The organism is Falsiroseomonas sp. (assembly GCF_051859025.1).
GTDB lineage: Bacteria > Pseudomonadota > Alphaproteobacteria > Acetobacterales > Acetobacteraceae > Falsiroseomonas.
The window spans coordinates 90,934-113,146 of the sequence record NZ_JBHYGL010000006.1 but is presented as its reverse complement, the minus strand read 5'-3'; the positions used below and the strand labels follow the sequence as shown (position 1 = coordinate 113,146).

General features: G+C 71.7%; 23 protein-coding genes. 11 read left to right on the top strand and 12 right to left on the bottom strand.

What is annotated here, in order from left to right; all coding sequences use genetic code 11:
* Positions 1 to 56: 56 nt before the first annotated feature.
* A complete protein-coding gene (locus ACTIE5_RS08905; protein WP_439549342.1) occupies positions 57 to 2,843 on the bottom strand; it encodes an autotransporter outer membrane beta-barrel domain-containing protein in 2,787 nt (928 codons plus the stop codon).
* 558 nt (positions 2,844 to 3,401) lie between these two features.
* On the opposite strand from ACTIE5_RS08905, the gene ACTIE5_RS08900 reads away from it, so the two are divergent.
* The gene (locus tag ACTIE5_RS08900) at positions 3,402 to 4,907 is read left to right on the top strand and encodes an NADP-dependent isocitrate dehydrogenase (protein ID WP_439549341.1); all 1,506 of its coding nucleotides are present in this window, start codon (positions 3,402 to 3,404) and stop codon (positions 4,905 to 4,907) included.
* Between the two features lie 214 nt (positions 4,908 to 5,121).
* Here the strand turns inward: ACTIE5_RS08900 and ACTIE5_RS08895 are convergent, their stop codons facing one another.
* From ACTIE5_RS08895 to phaR, 3 genes are all read right to left on the bottom strand, one after another.
* Positions 5,122 to 5,880, bottom strand: a complete 759-nt coding sequence (locus ACTIE5_RS08895) for a hypothetical protein (protein WP_439549340.1) — start codon at positions 5,878 to 5,880, stop codon at positions 5,122 to 5,124.
* A gap of 64 nt (positions 5,881 to 5,944) precedes the next feature.
* Positions 5,945 to 6,418: a helix-turn-helix domain-containing protein gene (locus ACTIE5_RS08890; RefSeq protein ID WP_439549339.1), complete on the bottom strand. Its 474-nt coding sequence runs from the start codon at positions 6,416 to 6,418 to the stop codon at positions 5,945 to 5,947.
* Between the two features lie 277 nt (positions 6,419 to 6,695).
* On the bottom strand, positions 6,696 to 7,307 hold the full coding sequence (phaR, locus tag ACTIE5_RS08885) for a polyhydroxyalkanoate synthesis repressor PhaR (RefSeq protein WP_439549338.1): 612 nt from the start codon (positions 7,305 to 7,307) through the stop codon (positions 6,696 to 6,698).
* A gap of 185 nt (positions 7,308 to 7,492) precedes the next feature.
* On the opposite strand from phaR, the gene ACTIE5_RS08880 reads away from it, so the two are divergent.
* The 4 genes from ACTIE5_RS08880 to ACTIE5_RS08865 all read left to right on the top strand — a co-directional run bounded on the left by ACTIE5_RS08880 (position 7,493) and on the right by ACTIE5_RS08865 (position 13,029).
* A complete protein-coding gene (locus ACTIE5_RS08880; protein ID WP_439549337.1) occupies positions 7,493 to 8,017 on the top strand; it encodes a hypothetical protein in 525 nt (174 codons plus the stop codon).
* On the top strand, positions 7,902 to 9,044 hold the full coding sequence (locus ACTIE5_RS08875; RefSeq protein WP_439549336.1) for an alpha/beta fold hydrolase: 1,143 nt from the start codon (positions 7,902 to 7,904) through the stop codon (positions 9,042 to 9,044). The genes ACTIE5_RS08880 and ACTIE5_RS08875 overlap by 116 nt, the downstream gene beginning before the upstream one ends.
* 145 nt (positions 9,045 to 9,189) lie before the next feature.
* Entirely contained in the window at positions 9,190 to 10,365 is a 1,176-nt protein-coding gene (locus ACTIE5_RS08870; protein WP_439549335.1) for an acetyl-CoA C-acetyltransferase, read from the top strand.
* Between the two features lie 168 nt (positions 10,366 to 10,533).
* Positions 10,534 to 13,029 carry a calcium-binding protein gene (locus ACTIE5_RS08865; protein ID WP_439549334.1) on the top strand — a complete coding sequence of 832 codons (2,496 nt, stop codon included), beginning with the start codon at positions 10,534 to 10,536 and terminating at the stop codon, positions 13,027 to 13,029.
* 25 nt (positions 13,030 to 13,054) lie between these two features.
* On the opposite strand, the gene ACTIE5_RS08860 is transcribed toward ACTIE5_RS08865, so the two are convergent.
* Both ACTIE5_RS08860 and ACTIE5_RS08855 read right to left on the bottom strand, forming a co-directional pair.
* Positions 13,055 to 13,678, bottom strand: coding sequence for a hypothetical protein (locus tag ACTIE5_RS08860; RefSeq protein ID WP_439549333.1), 624 nt, complete (start codon positions 13,676 to 13,678; stop codon positions 13,055 to 13,057).
* Positions 13,679 to 13,816: 138 nt separating this feature from the next.
* Positions 13,817 to 14,632: a class I SAM-dependent methyltransferase gene (locus ACTIE5_RS08855; RefSeq protein WP_439549332.1), complete on the bottom strand. Its 816-nt coding sequence runs from the start codon at positions 14,630 to 14,632 to the stop codon at positions 13,817 to 13,819.
* Positions 14,633 to 14,697: 65 nt separating this feature from the next.
* On the opposite strand from ACTIE5_RS08855, the gene gloB reads away from it, so the two are divergent.
* The 4 genes from gloB to ACTIE5_RS08835 all read left to right on the top strand — a co-directional run bounded on the left by gloB (position 14,698) and on the right by ACTIE5_RS08835 (position 17,013).
* Positions 14,698 to 15,432: a hydroxyacylglutathione hydrolase gene (gloB, locus tag ACTIE5_RS08850; protein ID WP_439549331.1), complete on the top strand. Its 735-nt coding sequence runs from the start codon at positions 14,698 to 14,700 to the stop codon at positions 15,430 to 15,432.
* A 10-nt stretch (positions 15,433 to 15,442) separates the two neighbouring features.
* A complete protein-coding gene (locus ACTIE5_RS08845; RefSeq protein WP_439549330.1) occupies positions 15,443 to 16,042 on the top strand; it encodes a glutathione S-transferase N-terminal domain-containing protein in 600 nt (199 codons plus the stop codon).
* 1 nt (position 16,043) lies between these two features.
* Positions 16,044 to 16,652: a methyltransferase domain-containing protein gene (locus ACTIE5_RS08840; protein ID WP_439549329.1), complete on the top strand. Its 609-nt coding sequence runs from the start codon at positions 16,044 to 16,046 to the stop codon at positions 16,650 to 16,652.
* 148 nt (positions 16,653 to 16,800) lie between these two features.
* Positions 16,801 to 17,013, top strand: a complete 213-nt coding sequence (locus ACTIE5_RS08835) for a hypothetical protein (protein WP_439549328.1) — start codon at positions 16,801 to 16,803, stop codon at positions 17,011 to 17,013.
* Here ACTIE5_RS08835 and yddG read toward each other — a convergent pair whose 3' ends face one another.
* Positions 17,014 to 17,859: an aromatic amino acid exporter YddG gene (gene yddG / locus ACTIE5_RS08830; RefSeq protein WP_439549327.1), complete on the bottom strand. Its 846-nt coding sequence runs from the start codon at positions 17,857 to 17,859 to the stop codon at positions 17,014 to 17,016.
* Positions 17,860 to 17,925: 66 nt separating this feature from the next.
* On the opposite strand from yddG, the gene ACTIE5_RS08825 reads away from it, so the two are divergent.
* A complete protein-coding gene (locus ACTIE5_RS08825; protein ID WP_439549326.1) occupies positions 17,926 to 18,093 on the top strand; it encodes a hypothetical protein in 168 nt (55 codons plus the stop codon).
* A gap of 8 nt (positions 18,094 to 18,101) precedes the next feature.
* Here ACTIE5_RS08825 and ACTIE5_RS08820 read toward each other — a convergent pair whose 3' ends face one another.
* Genes ACTIE5_RS08820 through phbB form a run of 3 tightly spaced genes read right to left on the bottom strand, consistent with a single transcriptional unit; the run spans position 18,102 to position 19,891 of the window.
* Positions 18,102 to 18,488, bottom strand: coding sequence for a carboxymuconolactone decarboxylase family protein (locus ACTIE5_RS08820; RefSeq protein ID WP_439549325.1), 387 nt, complete (start codon positions 18,486 to 18,488; stop codon positions 18,102 to 18,104).
* Positions 18,481 to 19,116 (bottom strand): YciI family protein, encoded by a 636-nt coding sequence (locus ACTIE5_RS08815; RefSeq protein WP_439549324.1) that lies wholly within the window; start codon positions 19,114 to 19,116, stop codon positions 18,481 to 18,483. Before ACTIE5_RS08815 ends, ACTIE5_RS08820 begins: the two co-directional genes overlap by 8 nt.
* A 52-nt stretch (positions 19,117 to 19,168) precedes the next feature.
* A complete protein-coding gene (gene phbB, locus ACTIE5_RS08810; RefSeq protein WP_439549323.1) occupies positions 19,169 to 19,891 on the bottom strand; it encodes an acetoacetyl-CoA reductase in 723 nt (240 codons plus the stop codon).
* A 449-nt stretch (positions 19,892 to 20,340) separates the two neighbouring features.
* Between phbB and ACTIE5_RS08805 the strand changes: the two genes are divergently transcribed.
* On the top strand, positions 20,341 to 20,526 hold the full coding sequence (locus tag ACTIE5_RS08805; RefSeq protein WP_439549322.1) for a hypothetical protein: 186 nt from the start codon (positions 20,341 to 20,343) through the stop codon (positions 20,524 to 20,526).
* An 8-nt stretch (positions 20,527 to 20,534) separates the two neighbouring features.
* On the opposite strand, the gene metW is transcribed toward ACTIE5_RS08805, so the two are convergent.
* Positions 20,535 to 21,134, bottom strand: a complete 600-nt coding sequence (metW, locus tag ACTIE5_RS08800) for a methionine biosynthesis protein MetW (RefSeq protein WP_439549386.1) — start codon at positions 21,132 to 21,134, stop codon at positions 20,535 to 20,537.
* Positions 21,135 to 21,243: 109 nt separating this feature from the next.
* On the bottom strand, positions 21,244 to 22,197 hold the full coding sequence (locus ACTIE5_RS08795) for an isopenicillin N synthase family dioxygenase (protein WP_439549321.1): 954 nt from the start codon (positions 22,195 to 22,197) through the stop codon (positions 21,244 to 21,246).
* Between the last annotated feature and the right edge of the window lie 16 nt (positions 22,198 to 22,213).

Genomic DNA, 22,213 nt, shown 5'->3' with positions numbered 1-22,213 from the left:
CGCCGCCGCTGCCGATGGCGCCGCCCGCCCGCGCGATTGTGGTCTCTCGCCTTCCTTCAGAACCGCAGCGTCAGGTTCGCCCTCGCCCCCAGGCTCTGCGCCCCATCGGCGAACTGCCCGTTGACGGACACGCCCAGCGCCAGGGCGGAGGACAGCGCGGCGGAGACACTGGCCTCCGCCACCGCCGCATCCTTCGCGATCGGCGCGCCTGCCACCGTGAAGGGCCCGGACCCCGCCAGCCGCAAATCGGCGGTCGGCGTGACATCGCCCCAGGCATGGCGCCAGCCCAGCATTCCCGCCAGGCCGAGCGTCGTCTCCCCCAGCTGCGTCCCCGTCGCGCCCCGCAGGCCGAGCGTGCCGTAGTTCACGCCCGCATTGCCGCGATCCACGGCCAGGGCGGCGGCGCCGCCGCGTTCCGTGAAGCCATCCTCCCGCAGATCGGCCCGCGCCAGGCCGGCGAAGGGCTCGATGGCGCCGGCGCCGAGGTTGATCCGCCAGCCCAATTCGCCGAAGACCTGGGTGGTCTGGGCGCTGGTGCGGCCGGTCAGCCCATCGGCGAAGCCGGCGAAGGCCGGGCTGCGGCGGGTGGACAGCTCGCTCCACCCCTGGGTCGCGCCCAGCCGCAGGCCGAGCGGACCCCATTGCCGCCCGCCATAGAGGCCGATGGTCGTCGTCTCCGCCGATCCCTTGGCGGCGCGCGCCCCGGATTCGAAGCCGGCATCGCCGTAGCCCGCCAGCAGGCCGATCCGCCAGCCACCCGCGGCCGGCATGTCCGCGCCCACCACCAGGCCGCCGCTGTCATGCGACAGGGTGGCGGCATTGCCATCCCCCGCGCTCCGCCCCCAGGCGCCATAGCCCTGGGACCAGAAGGCGATGCCCGGCGTGTCGCCCGCCACCGCTTCCGTCCCCCCGCTGCCGATCCCGCCCAGCGACACCCGCACCCGGTCCAGCGCCGCCTGGCGGGTGAAGCGTGTCTCCTCCAGCATCGCGCCGCGGATGGAGGCGTGGATCTCGCCCGAGAGGCTGTCATAGGCCAGGCGTGCCGCCGCATCGGTCTGCTGCGCGCCGATCGCGGTGCGCAGCGCGCTGCTGGCGGGCAGCGCCTGCATCGCATCCGCCACCGCCTGCTGGTTGCGCGTCGCCGCCGCGGTGCCGAAGCCGCGCGACTGCGCCGGCACCAGCGTGACGCCGTTGGCGCCGTAGGTCGCGTAGAGCTGGTAGAAGGTGGACAGCTCGGGATCCCCGGTCACGACATAGGTGCCGGTCACGCCGCCCGTCGCGCTCAACACGGTGTAGACGGTATCGAGCGAGACGGCCCCGCCGCCCGCGCGCACCAGCTGCAGGATGGCGCCCGGCTGGATCGTGGCGGTGCCGTTCACCACCAGGCGGTCGGCGGTCACGCCCGGCACCACCTCCGCCACCAGGATCGCGCCCGCGGCCTGGGTATAGTTGCCCGAGACGGTCAGCGTGCCCGCGCTATTGCCCGGGGAGACGGCGCCCCCGGCCTGCACCGCCAGATTGGCGACGGTGCCGGCACCGCCGAGCGTCCCGCCATTGCCGACCGTCACGGTGCTGCCCGTGCCGCCCAGCGTGCTGTTGACGATGAGCCTGCCGCCCGTGACGTTGATGGCGCCGGTGTAGCTGCCGCCATCGCCCGAATAGATCGTCGTGCCCGCCTGGTGCCGGATCTGCCCGCCGCTGCCGAAGATCCGCTGGTCGAAGGCGTAGGCGGTGCCGGTGTGGTTGAACAGCAGCGTGGCATCGCCGGCGCCGAAGGAGATGCCGTTGGCGGCGCCGATCGTGCCGGGCGCCTGCGCGGCCTGCCCCAGCGCGCCGCCGATCGCCAGCACGCCGCGGCTGCCGCTGCTGGTCGCGATGTCGATGATGTTGGCGGCGCCGAGATGCCCGCCATTCTGGACCGCGACCGTGCCGTCGCCATTGAAGCCCACGCGGAAATTGCCGTTGAAGCCGGTGCGGCGCAGGCTTTCGTAGCGCGAACCCGCGCCGGTGATGACCATCTCGCCGAAGGAACCCGTATCGGTGCCCACCGCGCCGGTATAGGCGGTGACGACGGCGCCATCGGCGATCGTCAGCCGCCCGAAGCCGACATTCCCGTTGCCATTGCCGCCGACATAGACGTTGAGCGCGTTCTGCAGCGTCGTGCCGCGGCCGGTGACGGTGGCAGTGGCCCAGGTCGCGCCCGCGCCGCCGATATAGGTCGCGTCCGCGATCACGCCGGCACCGTTGGAAATGACCAGCGTGCCCTCATTCGGCTGCAGCCAGCCCGCCGCATCGCCCCAGCCCGCCGGCAGCGCCACGGTGCGCGTGCCGATATCGACCGTCGTGCCCGGCCCGGTGATGGTCAGCAGGCCCTGGGAGCCCAGCGTGACCGACCCCTCGAAGGTGGTCAGCCGCGCGCCATCCCGCACCGTCAGCGACCCCGCCCCGCCGAAGCCGACATCGATGCTGCTGTCGCTGGCCCAGCTCGTCCCGGTGCCGGAGATTGTGACGCTGCCCGACCCGGCCCCGCTGCCGATCGTGGTCGTCGAACTCAGGGACAGGCCGCCCCCGCCGGAGACGCCGAGCGTCCGCCCCCCCGTCACGGTCACGGTGGAGGCGCTGGCCGAACCGCCAATGATCACCGGATCGGCCGGCGGCGTGCCGGCGATGGTCACCGCATCGGCGGTGGTCGGCACCGCGCTGGTCCAGTTGCCCGGCGCGAACCAGTTGCTGCCGAGGCTGCCGGTCCAGCTCTGCTGCGCCAGGGCCGGCGCCAGCATCCCCGTGGCCGTCAGGGCCGTGCTGGACAGAAGAAGCCAGGTTGTCAGCGAATATCGTCGCAATCCCGGTGCGTACCGTGACGACGAATCTAGTCGCCGGGGATTCGAATCCTCGGGGATGGTGAATAACATTCTTATAGGTTCCACCGCGTGACTGGTCCATGACACGGAGGGCAAGGCAATAATTATGCACAATGCCCGCGAATCGTCAGCGACGAATCCGCGATACGAACCGTAACAACGTTCCGCGTTGTCTCGCACGTCTCGTTTCTTTGACGTTCCGAGTGGCATTCCCGCCGGATGGAGCGGCGCCGTCGCTTCCGGGAGGGCATGGGGCGGCGCCGTCGCCACCCCGCCGCAGCGGGCCAGTGCCGCGGAAAAACGCCGCTTTTCCGGCATGGCAGGCAGGGCTTGATGGGCATCAAGACCCCGTCAACGCCCGCCGGGCAAGATGGCGGGAGCGGCCCGCGGCGGGTCACGGGCCGGAAAAACCAGGGCCCGGCCCCTGCGAATCGCGAAAAAGTGAACCCCCCGATGCGCGGAATCGCTCACGAAACCCGCCTGCCGGGGCGCGAACGCCGCCCCCCGCCGCGCGTCTCATGCGGTGCAGCAAACGCCCTGATGATGGAAGTCGAACAGCCCATGGACAGCCTTCCCGCCCATACCCCTGCCCAGGTGACCACCACCAAGGTCACCGCCATCGCCGGCGACGGCATCGGTCCGGAGGTGATGCGCGCCACCCAGGCCGTGCTGGCAGCCGCCGGCGCCCGGATCGAGTGGGAGGATGCGGTGGCGGGCGCGGAGGCCTTCCGGAAGGGCGTCGGCTCCGGCGCGCCGCAGGAGACGCTGGACAGCATCGCCGCCAACCGCGTGTCGCTGAAGGGCCCGCTGGAAACGCCGGTCGGCTTCGGGGAGAAATCCGCCAATGTCACGCTGCGCAAGGTGTTCGAGATGTATGCGAACATCCGGCCGGTGCGGGAGATTCCCGGCATCCGCACCCCCTTCGCCGGGCGCGGCATCGACTTCGTCGTGGTGCGGGAGAATGTCGAGGACCTCTATGCCGGGGTCGAGCACATGCAGACCCCCGGCGTCGCGCAATGCCTGAAGATCATCACGGAAGCGGGGTGCCAGCGCATCGTCTCCATGGCCGCCGCGCTGGCGGAGGCCGAGGGACGGCGCAAGGTGACGGTCGCCACCAAGGCCAACATCATGAAACTGACCGAGGGGCTGATGAAGCGCGTCGGCGAGGCCGTGCTGAAGGACCATCCCGGCCTGGTCCATGAACACATGATCGTCGACAACTGCGCCCACCAGATGGTCGTGCGCCCCGAACAATTCGACGTCTGCGTCATGACCAACATGAATGGCGACATCCTGTCCGACCTGGCGGCGGGCCTGGTCGGCGGCCTCGGCGTCGCACCCTCCGCCAATATCGGCGACGAGGTCGCGATGTTCGAGGCGGTGCACGGTTCCGCCCCCCAGATCGCCGGAAAGGGCCTGGCGAACCCGACCGCGCTGCTGCTCTCCGCCGTCATGATGCTGCGCCACATCGGCGATTTCGCCACCGCGCGGCGGGTGGAGCACGCGCTGTATGTGACGCTGGAGGAAGGGCGGGACCTGACCGGCGACATCGCCGCCCCCGGCCAGGGCGTCGGCACCGATGCCTATGTCGCCCGCCTCATCGCCAATCTCGGCCGCGAAAGCGCCCGTGTGCCGGCGCGGGACTACCGCCCGATCACCATGCGCCACTGGCCTGCCGAACCCTGGGCGAAGCCGGTGACATCCCGGCAGGTGGTGGGCCTCGACGTCTTCATCGAGACGACTGAAGCCCCGGCCGGCCTCGGCGCCGCGCTGGTCGCATTGACGGAGGGCACGCCCTTCGCGCTGCAGACCATCGCCTCCCGCGGTGCGCAGGTCTGGCCGCCGCAGGGGGGCACGACCTTCCTGGTGGACCAGTTCCGAGCCCGCTTCCTGCTGCGCACCCCCGCCGCCGATCCCGGCCCGGCCATGCTGGAGTTGCTGGGGCGTATCGGCGCGGGTCGGCGCTGGATGCATGTGGAGACGCTGCAGCGCTTCGACGGCGTGGACGCCTTCAGCAAGGCGCAGGATGAGATCCGCGCGGGCTGAATCCGAGCGGGCTGAATCCGCTGGCGCGGCGGCTTTTGTTGCTATTATGTTCCCGACGTCATGGAGCCGAATTGCGCCCGCCTTCCCCCCTCGCTTCGCGGCGGGGGGGCAGGGCAGCCCCGGGCCGGCTATTTGTCCAAAGCGGCACCGGAAGCGGTGCTAAAGGGGCTAAAAGGGCTAAATCGACTAAAAAATTGAGGGACCGGCGGGGGCCTCAGCCCCCCGGGATCCACACCTCGATCGTCTGTGGCGAGGGTTGCGGCTGGTAGGCCCGGAAATCCTGGATCGCCCAGCCGCGGCCGAGCCGCCCGGCGATCCGCGCCGCCGCCGCCTGGTCCTCGTCATGGAAGTAGCGCACCACGGGGGTGGAGGGCACGAAGGGCGCCGTTCGCGTCGCCTGCACCTCCAGCCCCGCCTCCCGCAGCCGCCCCGCCACCTCCTCCGCCGCGGAGGCGCCCTGGGCGGAACTGGTGCGGTGGTGCAGCACGATTCTCAGGGCAGGCTCAGCGGGGGCGGGTGCAGGGGATGGCGTGGCCGCCGATGGCGAGGGCATGGCGGGCACGAGGCGAGTGAGCTGCGCCGGCGCAGGCCCGGTCGGGGCTTCCGGCATCGTCTTCTGGCCTGGCAGGGTGCGCTGGGCGGCATCGAGTTCGGCGCGCAGCGCGGCGATGTCTCGCTCCAGCCCCGCGCGGGTCTCCCGCAGCGCCGCCAGCCGCGCTTCCTCGGCCGCGATCTCCCTGGCGAGGGGTAGCGCGGCGGCGGGCGGGTTCCAGGCCTGTGGGGCGGCGGGTGGGGCAGGGGGGGGCACCATGCCCGCCCCGGCCAGGCGGGATGACGGCGGCGCGCCATCGGCGGCGAAGATGGTGATGCCCACCACCGCCGCCAGGATACCCGCCCCGATCCAGGGCAGGCGGCGATAGGGGCTGGCGCCACCACGCCGTCCCGCCTGCTGCCTGCCGCCGCGTTCCTGCATCCGATCCACCCCTCGGCCCGGAAGGGGCCGTGAAGCGGGCAGAACGCCCGGCCGTTCCGGCGGTTCAGCCGCCCTCGCGTTCCGCCTGGGACTGGGCGGCCAGGGCGCGCGCCATCTGGGACAGCGCCTCCTGGTGCTTCTCGTTGTCGATCAGGGCGAAGTTGCGCGCCAGTTCCAGGCACATGCGCTGGCGGGGCGACGCTTCCTGCCCCGGGCCCTCCACCGTCAGCCCATCGAAGAACCAGGAGACGGGAACGCCCAGCACCTGGCCGATCTCGAACAGCCGTCCGGCGGAGATCCGGTTCAGCCCGCGCTCGTATTTGTGCGCCTGCTGGTAGGTCACGCCGATCATCTTCGCCAATTGCTGCTGGGACAGGCCCATCATCACCCGGCGCTCGCGGATGCGCGCGCCGACGTGACGATCGGCCGCGTTGGCGCGCTGTCCCGGCCTCTCCCCCGGCGTCGCCGCCGGGGAGGTGGAAGCCTGGGGTGCCGCCTTGGCGCCCCCGTTGCGCCGCTCGGTCTCTGTGGTCGCCATGATTTCGATCCCTGCCGGTGTTTGACGCACCGTGCAATGCGATAGATGCCCATGCGTTCGCCCAAGGCGCGCATGACAACCCTGTGATTATCGACTTTCCAGAACGCTAACGCCGGTCACATCAAGGCGCCGGCCCCGCCTGTTGCCTTTTGGGCCGTTCCCCGCGGCCGCGGCAGGCGGCGGGAAGAGCGAAGGCCGGGGCGGGGCGAACCCTGTGCGGGGCGAACCCTGCGCCGATCCCCCCTGGCCCTGGTTCTTGCCCTGGCCCTGGCCAGGGCTACTCCGCGCCGCCCTTGCGCGTCGCCTTCAACTGGTCGAGCTGCCGGCGGAGCGTCTCCACCTCCGCCTGAAGCGCCGCGAGCCGGGCCGCTTCCGGCGCGGGCTCCGCCATCTCGGCGCCCGTGCGGAAGGGGGCGAAGAGGTTCATGGCGCGTTCCATCATCGCCATGTTCTGCTTGCCCACTTCCTCCAGCCCGCCGAAGGGCATGAAGCCGCCCATGGTCTGCTCTACGGTCCGCCGCACCTGGTCGTGCTGGCGGGAGAAGGCGCCCATCACGCTTTCGAGGTAGCGGGGCACCAGCGACTGCATGCTGTCCCCGTAGAAGCCGATGATCTGCCGCAGGAAGGAGGTGGGCAGCAGGTTCCGCCCCTTCGCTTCCTCCTCCACGATGATCTGCGTCAGCACGCTGCGGGTGATGTCCTCCCCCGACTTGGCGTCATAGACCACGAAGTGCCGGCCGTTCCGCACCATCACGGCCAGGTCCTCCAGCGTGACGTAGGAGGAGGATTCGGTGTTGTAGAGTCGCCTGTTCGCATACTTCTTCACGACCACCGGGGGGGTCGAGGGGCCTTCAGTCTCCGCCGTCGCCTGCGTGGTGTCGTTTGCCATGCGTTTGCCTTCCCGAAGCGGACGCGCCGCCGCCAATGATGCTAACATGGTGATTGATGCAGTGCGAAAGCCCTGATGCGTAAATATGCGACCGGAATGCCGCCCTTCCTGGCACCAGCCTGTCCCGCCTGTCCCCTCGCCGGTCCCTCTGGCCGGCGCCGGCAGGTCATGCCCGGCGCTGCCTGATGCCCGCCGACCAGCCGCAGGATCGCATGCCCCCGCCGGAGGGCGATCCGGCGCTCGACCGCCTGGCGGAGGATTGGATCACCCTCTGGCAGACCGAGATCGCCGGCCTGGCCGCGGACCGGGAGGTGGCGGAAGGCCTGGCGGGCATGGCCTCCGCCTGGGCGGCACTCGGCGCCGCCTGGCTGCGGGCCGCGACGGCGCCGCCCTTCGGCCGGACGCCCCCGGGCGGCGCGGACCCCTTCGCCGCCTTCCGGGCGCCTACCCCCTTCGCGCCATCTTCCGCCTGGGGGTGGCCGCCGCATGATGGCGCCGGAAGCCCGCCACCGCCGCCGGGGCCCCCGCCCGCTGCCACTGCACCTGATGCTGGGGGCGGGGCGGGGCATGGCGGCGATCGGCAGCGCGAGCCTGTTGGCGTCGCCGACCGGATCGCCGAGCTGGAACGGCGCCTGGCCGATCTCGAAGGCGGCGCGGGCGGAGATCGAAAGGATCAGCGCCGCCCTCGCCGCCGGAAACCACCGGCCTGAGGCCTTCGCCGCCGCGGTGATCCGCCGCCTGCTGCGCGCCGACCGCGCCCTGCTGGCCGGCATCGCCGCCTATCGCCGCCACCCCTTCGCGCGCGACCTGCCGGACCCGCCCGCGATCTGGATGGAGGGCGACACGCGGCTGCTGGACTACGGCCAGGCCGGGGCAGCGGGCCCGGTCGTGGTCTTCGTGCCCTCCCTCGTCAACCGCGCGCAGGTGCTCGACCTCATGCGCGGGCGGTCGATGATGCGCTTCCTGGCGGGGCAGGGGGTGCGGCCGCTGCTGCTGGATTGGGGCTGGCCGGGGGCGGCGGAGCGCGACTTCTCCCTGACCGACTACATCGCCGGGCGGCTGGAACGCGCGCTGGTGGCGCTGCCCGGCCCGGTGGTGCTGGTGGGCTATTGCATGGGCGGGCTGCTGGCGCTGGCCGCGGCGCTGCGGCGGCCGGACCGCGTGCGGGCGCTCGGCCTGCTCGCCACGCCCTGGGATTTCCACCCGACGCCCGCCGATGCAGAACGCGCCCGCGCCGCCGCCGCCCTGCTGCCGGGGCTGGAGCCCTTGATGCAGGCCAGCGGCGCGCTGCCGGTCGATGCGATCCAGACCCTTTTTGCGGGCCTCGACCCCTTCGGCATCCCGCAGAAATTCCGCGCCTTCTCCCGCCTCGACCCCGCTTCCGACCGCGCGGCGCAATTCGTGGCGCTGGAGGACTGGCTGAATGACGGCGTGCCCCTCGCCGCGCCGGTGGCGAGGGAGGCGCTGGGCGGCTGGTATGGCGCGAACACGCCCCTGCGCGGGGCCTGGCGGGTGGCGGGCGCGGTGGTGGACCCCGGCGCGCTGGCCATGCCGGCCTTCTGCGCCATCCCGCACCGCGACCGCATCGTGCCGCCGGACAGCGCCCGGGCGCTGGCGGAGCGCTTGCCGCAGGTCCGCGTGCATGAAGCCGCGGCCGGCCATATCGGCATGGCGGCGGGCGGCAATGCGGAGGCCGCGCTGTGGCGGCCCCTGCTGGACTGGCTGCGTAGCTTGTAGCCGGGCCCGGCTCGGAAGCTTGTAGCCGGGCTCGGCTCGGAAGCTTGTAGCCGGGCTCGGCTCGGAAGCTTGTAGCCGGGGCCCGCCCGTCCCACACTGCACCGCAGCACCAGTCACGCCTCATAATTCAGGAGTCCAAGGACCCATGACCGAAATCGTCATCGCCTCCGCCGCCCGGACGCCCGTGGGCTCCTTCAACGGCGCCTTCGCCAGCCTCTCCGCCCATGCGCTCGGCACCATCGCCATCCAGGCCGCGCTGGAACGCGCCGGCGTGAAGGCGGCGGAGGTGGATGAGGTGATCCTGGGCCAGGTGCTTCCCGCCGGCGCCGGCCAGAACCCCGCCCGCCAGGCCGCCGTGGCCGCCGGCATCCCCGTGGAACGCACGGCCTTCGGCATCAACCAGCTCTGCGGCTCGGGCCTACGCAGCGTGGCGCTGGCGGCGCAGCAGATCGCCTGCGGGGACGCCGCCATCGTGGTCGCCGGCGGCATGGAGAGCATGACCCAGGCGCCGCACTGTGCGCAGCTCCGCGCCGGCCAGAAGATGGGCGGGCTGGAGCTGGTGGACACCATGCTGCGGGACGGGTTGTGGGACGCCTTCCAGGGCTACCACATGGGCACGACGGCCGAGAACGTCGCCCAGAAGTACCAGCTGACGCGCCAGGAGCAGGACGAATTCGCCGCCGCAAGCCAGCGCAAGGCCGGCGAGGCGATGAAGGCGGGCCGCTTCAAGGACGAGATCGTCCCTGTCACGGTCAAGGGCCGCAAGGGCGACACCATCATCAGCGAGGATGAGTACCCGAAGCCCGAGACCACGATGGAGATCCTGGGCAAGCTCCGCCCGGCCTTCGACAAGAACGGCACCGTCACCGCCGGCAATGCGTCCGGCATCAATGACGGCGCCGCGGCGATCCTGGTGATGTCGGCCGCGGAAGCCGCGAAGCGCGGCGTGGCGCCGATGGCGCGCATCGTCTCCTGGGCCACGGCGGGGGTCGATCCCTCCATCATGGGCACGGGCCCGATCCCTGCCAGCCGCAAGGCGCTGCAGAAGGCGGGCTGGACGGTGGACATGCTCGACCTGATCGAGGCGAACGAGGCCTTCGCGGCGCAGGCCTGCGCGGTCAACAAGGACCTCGGCTGGGATCCGTCCAAGGTGAACGTGAATGGCGGCGCAATCGCGCTCGGCCATCCCATCGGTGCCTCCGGCGCCCGCGTGCTGAACACCCTGCTGTTCGAGATGCAGCGCCGCGGCGCGAAGCGTGGCCTGGCCACGCTCTGCATCGGCGGCGGCATGGGCGTCGCGATGTGCGTCGAGCGCGCCTGACGGCGCGACGTGCGTCGGGTGCGCCTGATCCACTGATGGCCTGATAGGCGGGGGCCGCGTCCGGCAGGGCGCGGCCCCTTTCATTGCGTGGTGTTTCACGGCCCCTGGACGCCCGGTGGCGACTGAACCGATGCTCCTGCGGAAATATCCGGGGCGGGATCGGGCACCATGGCGCAGTTTCTCATCCGGCCGCTTTCCGGTGGCCCGCTGGTGCAGTCGGGCACCGCCGGTGGCGATACCTTCCTCGTGCGCGATCCCGCCAACCTGCTGCTGGCCGGCCTGGCGCAGGATGCGGGTGCCGGGTTCGACACGCTCCGCCTGCGCGTGGCGGGCGATGTCACCCTCGGCGACGACGTCTTCCAGGGCCTGACGGGCTTTGATCGCCTGATGGTGCATACCGCCGGCACCGCCACCGTGACGCTCGGCCCCGCGGCGGTCGCCGCCTTCAGTGTCTCGCCCCTCATCACCATCGCCTCCGGCGCCGGCCGCCTGGTGGTGGAGGCGTCCAGCGCCGCCGGGCCGCTGCGCCTGGTCGGCCGGAGCGGGGACGACGCCCTGCATGGCGGGGCCGGCAATGACGAGATCAATGGCGGCGCGGGCGCGGACACGCTTTCGGGCGGTGGCGGGCGGGACCGGCTGGTGGGTGGCGCGGGCGACGACGTCTTCGCCATCGGGCCGGAGGCGGGATCGATCCTGGTCCATGATTTCGGCCGGGGCGTGGACCGGCTGGACCTCAGCGCCTTCGGCATCATGGACTACGCGGCCGCCATGGCCGGCGCGCGCCAGGCCGGCAGCCAGGTGCGCTTCGATCTCGGCGGCGGCGTCACGATGACGTTGCGGCAGACCACGCTGGCAAGCCTGGATGCCGCCGACTTCCTCTATGCCGCGGCGGCCGCGCCGGTGACGATCACGGAGGATCGCAGCCATGCCGGTGCCGACGAGACGGCGCCAGGCGGCGCGGGTGAATCGCTGTCCCTGCTTCTCTACAGCGCGGCGGACCTCGTCACCGGCGGCACGGCGGCGGATAGCGTGCAGCGCAGCGGCACCGTCTCCGGCGGGGATGGCGCGGCGGGGGGCGCGGGCCAGGCCGGCGCGGCGGGTCTGGACTCGCTGGTTCCCGGCACGCCTCGCGACACCCGCACCACTGCCGACGGCGTCGATGGTGCGGTCGGCCAGGCCGGCGGCGCGGGTGGGGAAGCGACGGCGACGGCCGATGATGCCGGCGCGCGGCTGGGCGTCGTGGGGATGGCGCAGGACCAGGCCTCCCTCACCATCGTCGCCGAGGGTGGCGACGGGGGCAGCGGAGGCGCCGGTGGCGCGGGCGGCGATTCGGCCTTCGAGGAGGATGTGGACATCCTCGGCGCCGGTGGCGCGGTGGAGGATGGCGTCGCCCATGCGGCGGGGCAGGGTGGCGGTGGCGGTGTCGGCGGCGCGGGCGGCGCGGGGGCCCGGGCGACGGCGCTGCTGACGGATTACGCGGGCGACCACACCGCCGCGATGCAGCAGGCGCTGACGGTGCGGGCGCTGGGCGGCGATGGCGGGGCGGGTGGCGCCGGCGGGGCGGGGGGCAACGGTGCCTTCGACGCCGACCTCGATGGTGCGCCGGATGGCGGCGAGGGCGGTGCCGGCGGCGCGGGCGGCCGGGGCGGGGACGCCACGGCGCGGCTGCTGGGCGTGAAGGGCGGTGCCGCGCCGGATGTGGACTGGACCCTCGTCGCCCATGCCGTGGGCGGGGCCGGCGGGGCGGGGGGGGCGGGCGGCGCGCCTGGCACCAACCGCAGCAGCGTCACGGAACAGCCGGCGGTGGGCGCCGCCACGACCGGCATCGAGGAAGGCCGCGACATCGGTGGCGATGGCGGTGCCGGCGGCGTGGGCGGCGATGCGCGGGCGGAGATCACCGGCGCCTACCTCGTCACGCCGGATGTGGTGGAGACGCTGGTCCGGCTGGAAGCCGCGGCCACCGGCGGGGCGGGTGGCGCGGGCGGTCCCGGCAGCACCGATATCGGCGCGGATGGCGTCGCCACTGCCGGGGACACCACCACCACCACCCATGCCGGGGTCGCCGGGCAGGACGGCGCGGCGGGCGCGCGCGGCGCGGCCACCATCATCATCCGCGACAACACGATCCTGACCGGCGATGGCCGTGACATCGTCCAGGTCGCGACCTTCTTCGACGGCGCGACCCACACGCTGGAGTTCGAGGGCAATCTGTTCGAAGGCGGTGCGGAGCATGACAGCCTCGATCTCTCCGCCGTCTATGGCGGCTTCGGCGCCACGGTCGATGTCGCGGCGGGCATGCTCTCCCTCGGCGGTGCCGGTGCCAACACCATGCGCGGATTCGAGGATTTCGTCGGTACGGAAAGCGCCGACCGCTTCATCGATGGTGCGGCGGAACAGGTCTATTTCGGTGGCAGCGGCGCGGATGTCTTCGTCTTCGCCCCCGGCCACGGCCAGGACAGCATCAAGGACTTCACGCAGGGAGAGGACCTGATCGACCTGACGGCCTTCTTCTATGCGGATTTCGCCGCCGTGCAGGCGCTGATGGGCAGTTCGCCGCCAGGCGATCCCTACCCCTATGTGGTGGTCAGCACCTCCGGGGGCACGGGACTCAGCCTGAGCTTCGCGGTCGATACCGTGCTGACCGCGGCCGATTTCATCCTGTAGCCCGCCTGGTCCGCGCCGCGCCGCGTCACATGTTCAGCAGCGCGTCGATGTCGTCCTGGCCCAGGTCGCCGCCGCTGGGCTTTTCCACGGTGCGGATGGCGGTCGCGACCTGGACGGTCGGGCGCGCGGTCTCGGGCTTGGCGGCGTCGGGCACCATCGTCTCCAGCATGTTCTCGACCTGCTGAAGGTGCTGGATGGCGCGGCGGATGCGCTGGCCGGTCACGTCCTGGAAGCTGCAGGCTTCGAAGATCGAATTGACGCGCGCCGCGATGGCGGCGACCGCGGATGCGTCCTGACCGCCGCTTGCGACCCAGTCCTGGATCGCCTCGGCCGCTTCCATGATGGTGTTGGCGGCGGCTTCCGTCGCCTGCACCACGGCTTCGAGCTCCAGCCCGCTGTTGCGCGTGGCGGCGGCCGGCACGGCGATCAGCTGCGAGATCTGTTCCTGGATGCGGGCGAGTTCGCCGCTCATGCGCGACTCGCCCATGTCGGCGATCTCCACGCTGGCGTGCAACTCCGCCGACAATTCGGCGATGCGCCGGTCCACGAAGCTGTGGAGAGCCGAGAGCGCGGGATCGAGCTCCGCCCGCAGGGCCGCACGGATGGCGGCTTCCGAGGTCTCGGTGCCCGGGTCGATCGTCATGGACATGCAGCATCATCCCCGTCGCGCCGGTCCTCATCAGCGGTGGCGCGGTAGCCAAGGGATGCCATGCTGGAATGAACAACCCGTTGCCGGGCGCGGATTCCGGTGAAGTTCCGGGATGCGTGCCCCGTCACGCCGGGGCCGTCACGCCGGGGCCGGCACCATCACCCGGCGGCGGCGGACCGCGACCGCGCCCGCCGGCATGGCGGAGAAGAGGTCCTTCTCCGCCTCCACGATCGCGACGCCTGCGATGCGCGGGCAGACCGCCCGTCCCGCCCGTTCCACCGCGGGGGAAGCGGCGCGGAACAGGCGCAGCCCGTAGGGCGGCAGGAACAGCGCGGCGTCCCGCGCCTCCACCCGGAACAGATGGCGGGCCAGCAGGCGCGTCAGCTGTCCGGTGGAATAGGGCTGGCCATGGCCGAAGGGCGTTCGTTCCAGCTGCGCCCAGAGGCCGAGCCGGTTCGGCGCCACGATGATCAGCCGCCCATCGTCGCGCAGCACCCGCCAGGCTTCCCGCAGCAGCCTGCGCGCATTCTCCGCCGCTTCCAGCCCGTGGACGAGCAGGATGCGGTCGATGCTGGCATCGGCGAAGGGCAGGGCCTCCTCCTCCGCGACCAAGGCGGCGACCCTCGCCGCCGGGGCTGCCGAAGGGCTGGCGGCGCCGGGCCAGGGGCCAGGCATGACCGGCGGCCAGGGCGTGGCGGGATGGGGCGTGGCGGGATGGGGCGTGGCGGGATGGGTCGTGGCGGGATGGTGGGCATGGGCTGGCGTCAGCGCCAGGCAGGCGCGCGCTTCCGCCTGCCAGAGGCCGAGATAGGGCGCGGCATGGCCGATGCCGAGCACCGTCATCCCCGGCAGGGACGGCCAGAGCCATGCCAGGCGCGCGCGCACCAGCCGTGCCGCCGCTTCGCCACCGGGGGAGGCGTAGAACGCCTCCAGGGCATGGACCTCATTCGTCATGCCGGGGATATAGGGGATGAAGCCCCCGGTTTGGACGGGGGCATTGGACCGGGAGCCGGATTGCCATGTCGGTCAAGGTTGAGGCGGTCCCCTGCCTCGAGGACAACTACCTCTGGCTGCTCAAGGATGGCCCCACGGGCGCCATCGGGATCTGCGACCCCGGGGAAGCCGGGCCCGCCATCGCGGCGGTGGAGGCGGCGGGCGGCACGCTGGATGCCATCTTCCTCACCCACCATCACGGCGACCACATCAACGGGGTGGAGGAGCTGCGCGCGCGGTTCCCGGCGGCCAAGGTTATCGGTGGCGCGCCGGATGTGCACCGCCTGCCGAAGCTGGACCAGGCGGTGGGCGAGGGCGATGAGGTGGTCTTCGGTGCCGCCCGCGCGTCGGTCATGCACCTGCCCGGCCACACCACCGGCCACATCGCCTTCCACTTCGCCGCCGACCATTTTCTCCTGTGCGGCGACGTCGTCTTCGCGCTCGGCTGCGGTCGCCCGCTGGAAGCCGGGGGGATGGAGGCGCTGTACAAGTCGTTCAAGCGACTCGCAAAGCTGCCGCCGAACACGCGCTTCTGCTGCGGCCATGAATACACCGAGACCAATGCCCGCTTCGCCCTGACGATCGAGCCCGAGAACAAGGCCCTGCGGGCGGAGGCCGAGGCCGCCGCGGCGCTGCGCGCGGCCGGCCGCCCCACCGTGCCGACCACGCTGGCGCAGGAACTCTCGGGCAACCCCTATTTCCGCGCCCGCGACCTGGCGGAGTTCACCGCCCGGCGTGAAGCCAAGAACCACTTCAGGTGAGGAACAGCCGGTGAAACTCCATTTCGCGGCGGCGAGCCCCTTCGTCCGCAAGGTCCTGGCCTGCGCCATCCTGCGCGGCATCGACGGCCGGATCGAGACGGTGGCGACGGACCCCCACGCCTCCCCAGCCCACCTGCTGCAGGACAACCCGCTGTCCAAGATTCCGGCCCTGGTGCTGGAGGATGGGCGCGCGGTCTATGACAGCCCGGTGATCTGCGAATACCTCGACACGCTGGGCGATGCCGCGCCCCTGTTCCCGCCCACCGGCAGCCCGGCGCGCCTCACGGTGCAGATCCGCCACGCCCTGGCGGATGGCATCATGGATGCCGCCGTGGCGCGGCGCGGGCAATCCGCCCACCCCCAGGACGAAGCCCGCGCGGCCTTCATGGCGCGGCAGAAGGCGGTGGTGGAGCGTGGCCTGGCGGCGCTGGAAGCGAGCCCGCCCGCGGGCCTTGGCGATGTCGGTTCCGTGGCGGTGGCCTGCGCGCTGGGCTACCTCGACTTCCGCTTCGCCCATGAGCCCTGGCGGGAGGCGAACCCCCGGCTGGCGGCCTGGTATGCGGAGGTCTCCGCCTACCCGGCCATGGCCCGCACGGCACCGCCGGCCTGAGATGAGCACCTCCCTCGCCTGGGACGAACGCTATGGCGGTGGCGACTTCCAGTTCGGGGAGGCGCCGAACCTCTATCTCGAAAGCCTCGCGCCCCGGCTCCGGCCCGGGATGCGGGCGCTGGCGTTGGGGGATGGGGAGGGGCGGAACGGCGCCTGGCTGGCCGGCCAGGGGCTGGCCGTGACGTCGCTGGACTGGTCGCCGGTGGGATCGGCCAAGGCCGCCGCGCTGGCGGCAAGGCGCGGCGTGGCGATGGCATGCGTCACCGCCGATGCCAGCGCCTGGACCTACCCAGAGGCCGGCTTCGAGCTGGTGGCCTGGATCTACCTGCACCTGCCGCCCGCGGACCGCGCCGCGGCGGCGGCTGGTGTGGTGCGGGCGCTCGCCCCCGGCGGGATGCTGGCGCTGGAATGCTTCACCCCCGCCCAGCAGGGAAGGCGCAGCGGCGGGCCGAAGATGCCGGACCTTCTGTGGTCCCGCACCATCGTGGAGCAACTGTTCGGCGGGCTGGAGGTGCTGGAACTGCTGGAAGGCACCGTCCGGCTGGATGAGGGCCCGCGCCACCAGGGCCCCGCGGAAGTGGTCCGAGCGCTGCTGCGGAAGCCCGGCTGAGGCCCGGCTTCCCAGGCTTTGTCGTGAAGAGTCAGCGCCCCCAGGCGGTTAACAAAGTTGTTGCGCTGGCGGCCTCCATTGTCCCTGCACGGATGAGCCGTGCCGCACGGAATAGCCGGGCGGGACTGGTAACGGACAGGAGGTTGCGGTGGCGAAGCAGGAAGCGGTGGGCGTGTGCGGGACGCTCTGTGAACCGGTGGCCGTGGGCGTGGGCGCCAGTGGTTTCAGCATCGACCTGGTGACGGGCGCGGGCGAACACCTGATGCTGCGCATGGACGAGGCCTCGGCCGGGCAGCTGGCGGCGCTGGTCAATGCCTGCCTGGCGAAGCCCGCGCAGTCCAAGCGGGCGCTGGCGGCCTGATCAGCGCGCCCTCGCCGCGACAAACCCGCCCCCTGCCACCATGAGGGTGGCGAGCAGGACGCGCAACGACAGCGCCCCCTCCCCCGCCAGGATGAGCAGGAGGGTGGAGGCGACCGGGACGGCATAGGCCAGCGTGCCCAGCAGGCGCGGATCGCCGCGCTTCATGCCGACATCCCACAGGAAGAAGGCCGCGCCCACCGGGCCCAGGCCGAGCAGCAGCACGGCGATCCATTGCCGTGTGTCGGGCATCACCGTCGTCTCGAAGGCCAGATGCGCCAGGAGGGCGCAAAGCGCGGTCGCCAGGCAGAAGCCGGCCACCGCCTCCGTCGGCACGCCGGCGAGCGCCTTCGTGCCCGATGTCACCGAATAGACCGCCCAGGTCACGGCGCAGCCGAGTGCGGCGAGGAAGCCGGGCAGGGCCTCCGGCGGGAAGCTCGCGCCCGTGCCGACCAGGATGGCGCAGCCCGCGAAGCCGAGGCCCACGCCCGTGAGCCGCGCGGGGCCGAGCCTGAGCCCGCGCAGCGGCGCGGCGAGCAGCACGATCAGCAGCGGCCAGAGGTAGTTGATGAGGTTCGCCTCCACCGCCGGCGCCAAGGCGAGGGCGATGAAATACAGCGCGTGGTAGCCGAACAGCCCGCCCACGCCGTGCAGCCAGGCGAGCGGCCGCTGCCGCAGCGCGCCCAGCCGTCCCGTGGCGGCGACGACCGCAAGCCCCACCACGCCACCGACGGCGAAGCCCATGGCCGTGATCTGCAAGGGCGGGATGCCCGCCGCCATGCGGGAGAGCAGCGCGAGGAAGGCCCAGAGCGCGAGGGCGCCGCAGCCGGCGATGGTGGCGGGGGACATGCGGCCCTTCTACGCCCCGCATCGCCCGGCGCGAACCGGGGGCGGGCCTTCCGCGTTGCACCCGGCATGAAGGGCACCCCGCGCAGCGTGATGATGAGTGCCGCCAGCCGCGCCGCCGGGTGGTGGATGGGCCATGCGACCAATGCGATGAAACAGGGCCAGAAGGCCTGGATCGCCGCGGTGGCGCGCGCCGCGGAGCCAGACGTGAAGCGGAAGCCGCGCCGGAAGAAGTAGCCCGCGGCTCAGTCGAACTGCTTGTCCACGGGCACGCGCAGCGCCTCCGCCAGCCGGTTCGTCTCCGCCGCCATGCCGACGATGGCCAGCAACTCGCCATACTGCGCGTCGCTCATGCCCTTCGCCCGCGCGGCGGCGCCGTGGCTGGCGGTGCAATAGGCACAGCCGCTGGTCATGGAGACGGCGAGGTAGAGCATCTCCTTCACCACCGGGTCGATCGCGCCCGGCGCCATCACGGTGCGCAGGCTGTCCCAGGTGCGGCGCAGCAGCGGCGGATCGACGGCGAGTGCCTTCCAGAAATTGTTGACGTCCTCGATGCCCCGCACGGCCTTGATCTCGTCGAAGACCGCCTGCGCCTCCGGCGCGGCCTCCCCGTATTCCAGCAGCCTAGGCATGGGGCAGGGCTGCGTAGGACAGGGCACGGAAGCTGGTGGCATGGAGGGAAATGTCGCGCCAGACATCGCCGGTGACGTAGGGATCGGGCGCCATCCAGGCGCGTGCCTCGGCATGGCTGGTGTGGCGCGTGACGGCGATGGAGCCGCGCATCGTCGTGCCATCGGCGGCCAGGATCGCGCCGCCGAACAGCAGCGTGCCATCGGCTGCCATGGGGCGGACGCGGTCGAAATGGCCCTGGCGGGCGGCCAGGCGGCGATCCAGCGCGCCGGGATCGGTGCCGTCCCAGGCGATGGTCACGGTGTGGGTGCGGCCCTGGGGCGGTTCGCCCGGCCAGCCCTGGTAGGGCAGGGGGGCGATGCGGAAGGGGTGGGTCTCAACGCGCCGCCAGACGCCGAGACGAGCGAAGGGCTCGGCGGCCAGATAGGCATCCCGCGCGCCTTCGTCGCCCGCGATCATCATCAGGGATCCCAGGCTGCGCCCGGCCTCGTCATGCAAAGGCAGGCCGAGCAGCAGGCGGCCCGCGGCGGCTTCCGCGGTGATGAAGGCGACGTGTTCGTCGCGTGCCGCGGCGCGGCGGGCGGGGGCTTCGGCATCCGTGCCGTCGAAGGCGAGGATGGCATGGGTCATCGCTGGTCTCCGGCAGAAGGGGAACCGCCTGCGCGATTCCCCTTCCAGCGTCTCAATACATGTGCTGGCCGCCGTTGATGGACAGCGTGGAGCCGGTGATGAAGTCGGCCTCGTCCGCCGTCAGGAAGGCGACGCCACGGGCGATGTCCTGCGCGGTGCCGAGGCGCCCGCGCGGGATGCGGGAGATGATCTTCTCCAGCACGTCGGCGGGGACGGCGCGCACCATTTCCGTGTCCACATAGCCCGGCGCCACGGCATTGACCGTGACCTGGTTGCGGGCACCTTCCTGGGCAAGCGCCTTGGTGAAGCCGTGGATGCCCGACTTGGCGGCGGCGTAGTTCACCTGGCCGAGCTGCCCGGCCTGGCCGTTGACGGAGCCGATATTGACGATGCGGCCGAACTTCCGGCTGCTCATCCCATCCCACACGGCCTTGCACATGTTGTAGCAGCTGCCGAGGTTCGTATCGATGACGTCGTCCCACATCTGTCGCGTCAGCTTGCGCATCATCGCGTCGCGCGTGATGCCGGCATTGTTCACCAGGACTTCGACCGGGCCGATTTCGGCCTCGATCTTCTGCACGGCGGCGACGCAGGCATCGTAGTCGCCGACATCGAATTTGTAGCAGGGGATGCCGGTGCGCTCGGTGAAGGCCTGCGCCGCGGCGTCATTGCCGGCGTAGGAGGCGACGACCTTGCGGCCGGCGGCCTGCAGCGCCTCACTGATCGCGGCGCCGATGCCACGCTGCCCACCCGTCACCAATGCTACACGTGCCATGCGGCTCTCCCACCCTGTTGTCGCGGCGCCTCGGGCACCGTCGGCTTCCCTGCATGCCACCGGGCCCGGGGGCGGGCGGCACGCCCCCATCCTCGCGCGCCGGGCGCCGGAGAGCAAACAGGCATCGCGATCCGGCCGAGCAACGTGTTTGATTCACATCAAGGCGAGGCCGGCGGCGGCGCCGTATCGTCCCCCCTGTCCCGAGGCGCCCGGCGGCGCCGCACGGACGTTCCTGGACGTTTCCTCCTTGAACTCAGCCCCGGCGGGCCACCGCCGGGGATTTTTTTGTCCGCACCCCCGGCGACCATGGAGCCTGGCTGTGGCGTTTCGGGTCAGGACAACCGGCGGTGGAATATGAGGCCGAGCGATTTGGTCTTCACGGATACGTGATCGGTATGCAATACGCTTAACACCGGCCGCGCTTGGGCCCCATCCCCAGGACCAACACCATGCAGACCCCGCTGCCTGCTTCCTCCGATGGCGAACAGACCGACCAGGCCGCCATCATGCTGATGCTGGCCTATGTGGAGGCGGAATGCCGCCGCCTTGGCGCGGATGCCGCGGCGCGGCACGCGGCGATGGCGGCGTCCCTGCTGCCCGCGCAGGGCGCGCCGGCGGGGACGCGCCTGCACTGAATTCGGCGTCAGCCCCGCCGCAGCAGGAACAGCGCCTGTTCGCCGAACAGGTTCGCCAGCCAGGGTGAGCGTTTCCAGGGCGAGCTCAGCCCCTTGTCGTCCACCGCCAGCCACTTCTCCACGACGTAGCCTTCCATGGCGCAGAGCGCGAAGAAGTCCCGGATGGTGCAGGGGTGGATGTTCGGCGTCTCGTACCAGGGCTGGTTCCAGGTCTCCGTATCCGGCATCCGGCCTTCCAGCAGCAGCTTCACCCGCAGCTGCCAATGGCCGAAATTGGGGAAGGAGACGATGGCCCGCGCGCCGATGCGCAGCATCTGGTGCAGCACTTCCTTCGGCCGTTCCACCGCCTGCAGGGTGCGGGACAGGACGACGTAGTCGAAGGCGCCATCGGGATAGAAGGCGAGGTCCGCATCGGCATCCCCGTGGATCACGGGCAGCCCGGCCGCGACCGCTTCCGTCGCCTCCGCCATGTCGATCTCGATGCCCCGGGCGTCGGCGCCCTTGAGGCGTGTGAGGTGTTCGATCAGCGCGCCGTCGCCGCAGCCGATATCCAGCACCCGGGCGCCGGGCTGGATCATCTCCGCGATCAGGCGGAGGTCGAGGCGCATGTTCTTGGCGACGAAGCGCACCTCGGCGGCGTCGGGCACGGGCATTCCCATCCGTTGCAGGCGTCCCGCGCGGTCTAGCGGCCGCGCGGGGACGCGTCCAGCGGCGGGGTCAGGACGTTGCTTCCTGCCAGGACAGGCGGCGGGCCATGAAGTTCCGGTAGACCTGTTCACCGGCCACGATGGGGGCGAATTCCTCGCTGGCCGGCGCCTCTCCCACCAGCGTCATCGGGTCGATGCGGGTGTGGTAGGAAGGGTGGATGAAGAGCGGGATGGAATAGCGTTCCCGCCCCGACCGGTTGACCACCTGGTGCAGCGCCGCCTGGTAGCGGCCATTGGTCCAGCGGCGCAGCAGCTTGCCGATATTGACCACCATCGCCTCCCGGTTCGGCACCACCGGCAGCCAATCCCCCGTCGGGCCCTGCACCGCCAGCCCGCCATTCATGTCCTGCACCAGCATGGTGATCAGGCCCTCATCCGCATGGGCGCGGACGCCGATATCGGTGCGGTCGGCGATGGCTTCCGCCGGCGGGTAGTGGACGACGCGCATGTTGGAATAGCTCTCCCGCGCCGCCTCGGCGAAAAAATCCTCCGCCACGCCGAGGTGGATGGCGACGGCGGCGAGGACCTGCTGCCCGGCCTCGTACATCGCGCGGTAGCAGCCCTCCACCCTTTCGCGGAAGCCGGGCATGTCGGGCCAGGGGGTTTCCGCATGGAAGGGCAGGTCGCGCAGCGCCGGGTCGGCGGGGCGCGTGAAGTGGCCGATGCTGAAGGCCTCGTGCCCGCCGGGCTTCTGGCCGGGCAGGGCGGTGTCGAACAGGGGCACGTAGCCGCGGTTGTTGCGGCGGTCCTGCACCTGGCGCTTCCAGGCCTCCGGCCGGTCGAAGAAGGCCTCGGCCGCCGCGAAGGCGCCCTGGAGCGCTTCCTGCGGCACGCCGTGGCCGACCAGCTGGATGAAGCCGAAGCGTTCGAAGGCCTGGCCGATGGCCTTGGCGACATGCGCGCGATCGGCGCCGGAGCCGTGCAGGAAGGGCTCGAAATCCAGGATCGGGATGGCGTCGTTCATCGCGGGGCTCCCTGAC

What these genes read in the sequence shown, in the direction of transcription:
- ACTIE5_RS08890 (WP_439549339.1), bottom strand. Translation starts at nt 6,418, where the DNA reads ATGGCGACCACAGAGACCGAGCGGCGCAACGGGGGCGCCAAGGCGGCA.
- ACTIE5_RS08815 (WP_439549324.1), bottom strand. Translation starts at nt 19,116, where the DNA reads ATGACCCATGCCATCCTCGCCTTCGACGGCACGGATGCCGAAGCCCCC.
- ACTIE5_RS08805 (WP_439549322.1), top strand. Translation starts at nt 20,341, where the DNA reads ATGCAGACCCCGCTGCCTGCTTCCTCCGATGGCGAACAGACCGACCAG.
- ACTIE5_RS08900 (WP_439549341.1), top strand. Translation starts at nt 3,402, where the DNA reads ATGATGGAAGTCGAACAGCCCATGGACAGCCTTCCCGCCCATACCCCT.
- gloB (WP_439549331.1), top strand. Translation starts at nt 14,698, where the DNA reads ATGTCGGTCAAGGTTGAGGCGGTCCCCTGCCTCGAGGACAACTACCTC.
- ACTIE5_RS08880 (WP_439549337.1), top strand. Translation starts at nt 7,493, where the DNA reads ATGCCCGCCGACCAGCCGCAGGATCGCATGCCCCCGCCGGAGGGCGAT.
- phaR (WP_439549338.1), bottom strand. Translation starts at nt 7,307, where the DNA reads ATGGCAAACGACACCACGCAGGCGACGGCGGAGACTGAAGGCCCCTCG.
- yddG (WP_439549327.1), bottom strand. Translation starts at nt 17,859, where the DNA reads ATGTCCCCCGCCACCATCGCCGGCTGCGGCGCCCTCGCGCTCTGGGCC.
- ACTIE5_RS08895 (WP_439549340.1), bottom strand. Translation starts at nt 5,880, where the DNA reads ATGCAGGAACGCGGCGGCAGGCAGCAGGCGGGACGGCGTGGTGGCGCC.
- metW (WP_439549386.1), bottom strand. Translation starts at nt 21,134, where the DNA reads ATGCGCCTCGACCTCCGCCTGATCGCGGAGATGATCCAGCCCGGCGCC.
- ACTIE5_RS08840 (WP_439549329.1), top strand. Translation starts at nt 16,044, where the DNA reads ATGAGCACCTCCCTCGCCTGGGACGAACGCTATGGCGGTGGCGACTTC.
- ACTIE5_RS08855 (WP_439549332.1), bottom strand. Translation starts at nt 14,632, where the DNA reads ATGACGAATGAGGTCCATGCCCTGGAGGCGTTCTACGCCTCCCCCGGT.
- ACTIE5_RS08820 (WP_439549325.1), bottom strand. Translation starts at nt 18,488, where the DNA reads ATGCCTAGGCTGCTGGAATACGGGGAGGCCGCGCCGGAGGCGCAGGCG.
- ACTIE5_RS08795 (WP_439549321.1), bottom strand. Translation starts at nt 22,197, where the DNA reads ATGAACGACGCCATCCCGATCCTGGATTTCGAGCCCTTCCTGCACGGC.
- ACTIE5_RS08865 (WP_439549334.1), top strand. Translation starts at nt 10,534, where the DNA reads ATGGCGCAGTTTCTCATCCGGCCGCTTTCCGGTGGCCCGCTGGTGCAG.
- ACTIE5_RS08870 (WP_439549335.1), top strand. Translation starts at nt 9,190, where the DNA reads ATGACCGAAATCGTCATCGCCTCCGCCGCCCGGACGCCCGTGGGCTCC.
- phbB (WP_439549323.1), bottom strand. Translation starts at nt 19,891, where the DNA reads ATGGCACGTGTAGCATTGGTGACGGGTGGGCAGCGTGGCATCGGCGCC.
- ACTIE5_RS08860 (WP_439549333.1), bottom strand. Translation starts at nt 13,678, where the DNA reads ATGTCCATGACGATCGACCCGGGCACCGAGACCTCGGAAGCCGCCATC.
- ACTIE5_RS08825 (WP_439549326.1), top strand. Translation starts at nt 17,926, where the DNA reads ATGAAGGGCACCCCGCGCAGCGTGATGATGAGTGCCGCCAGCCGCGCC.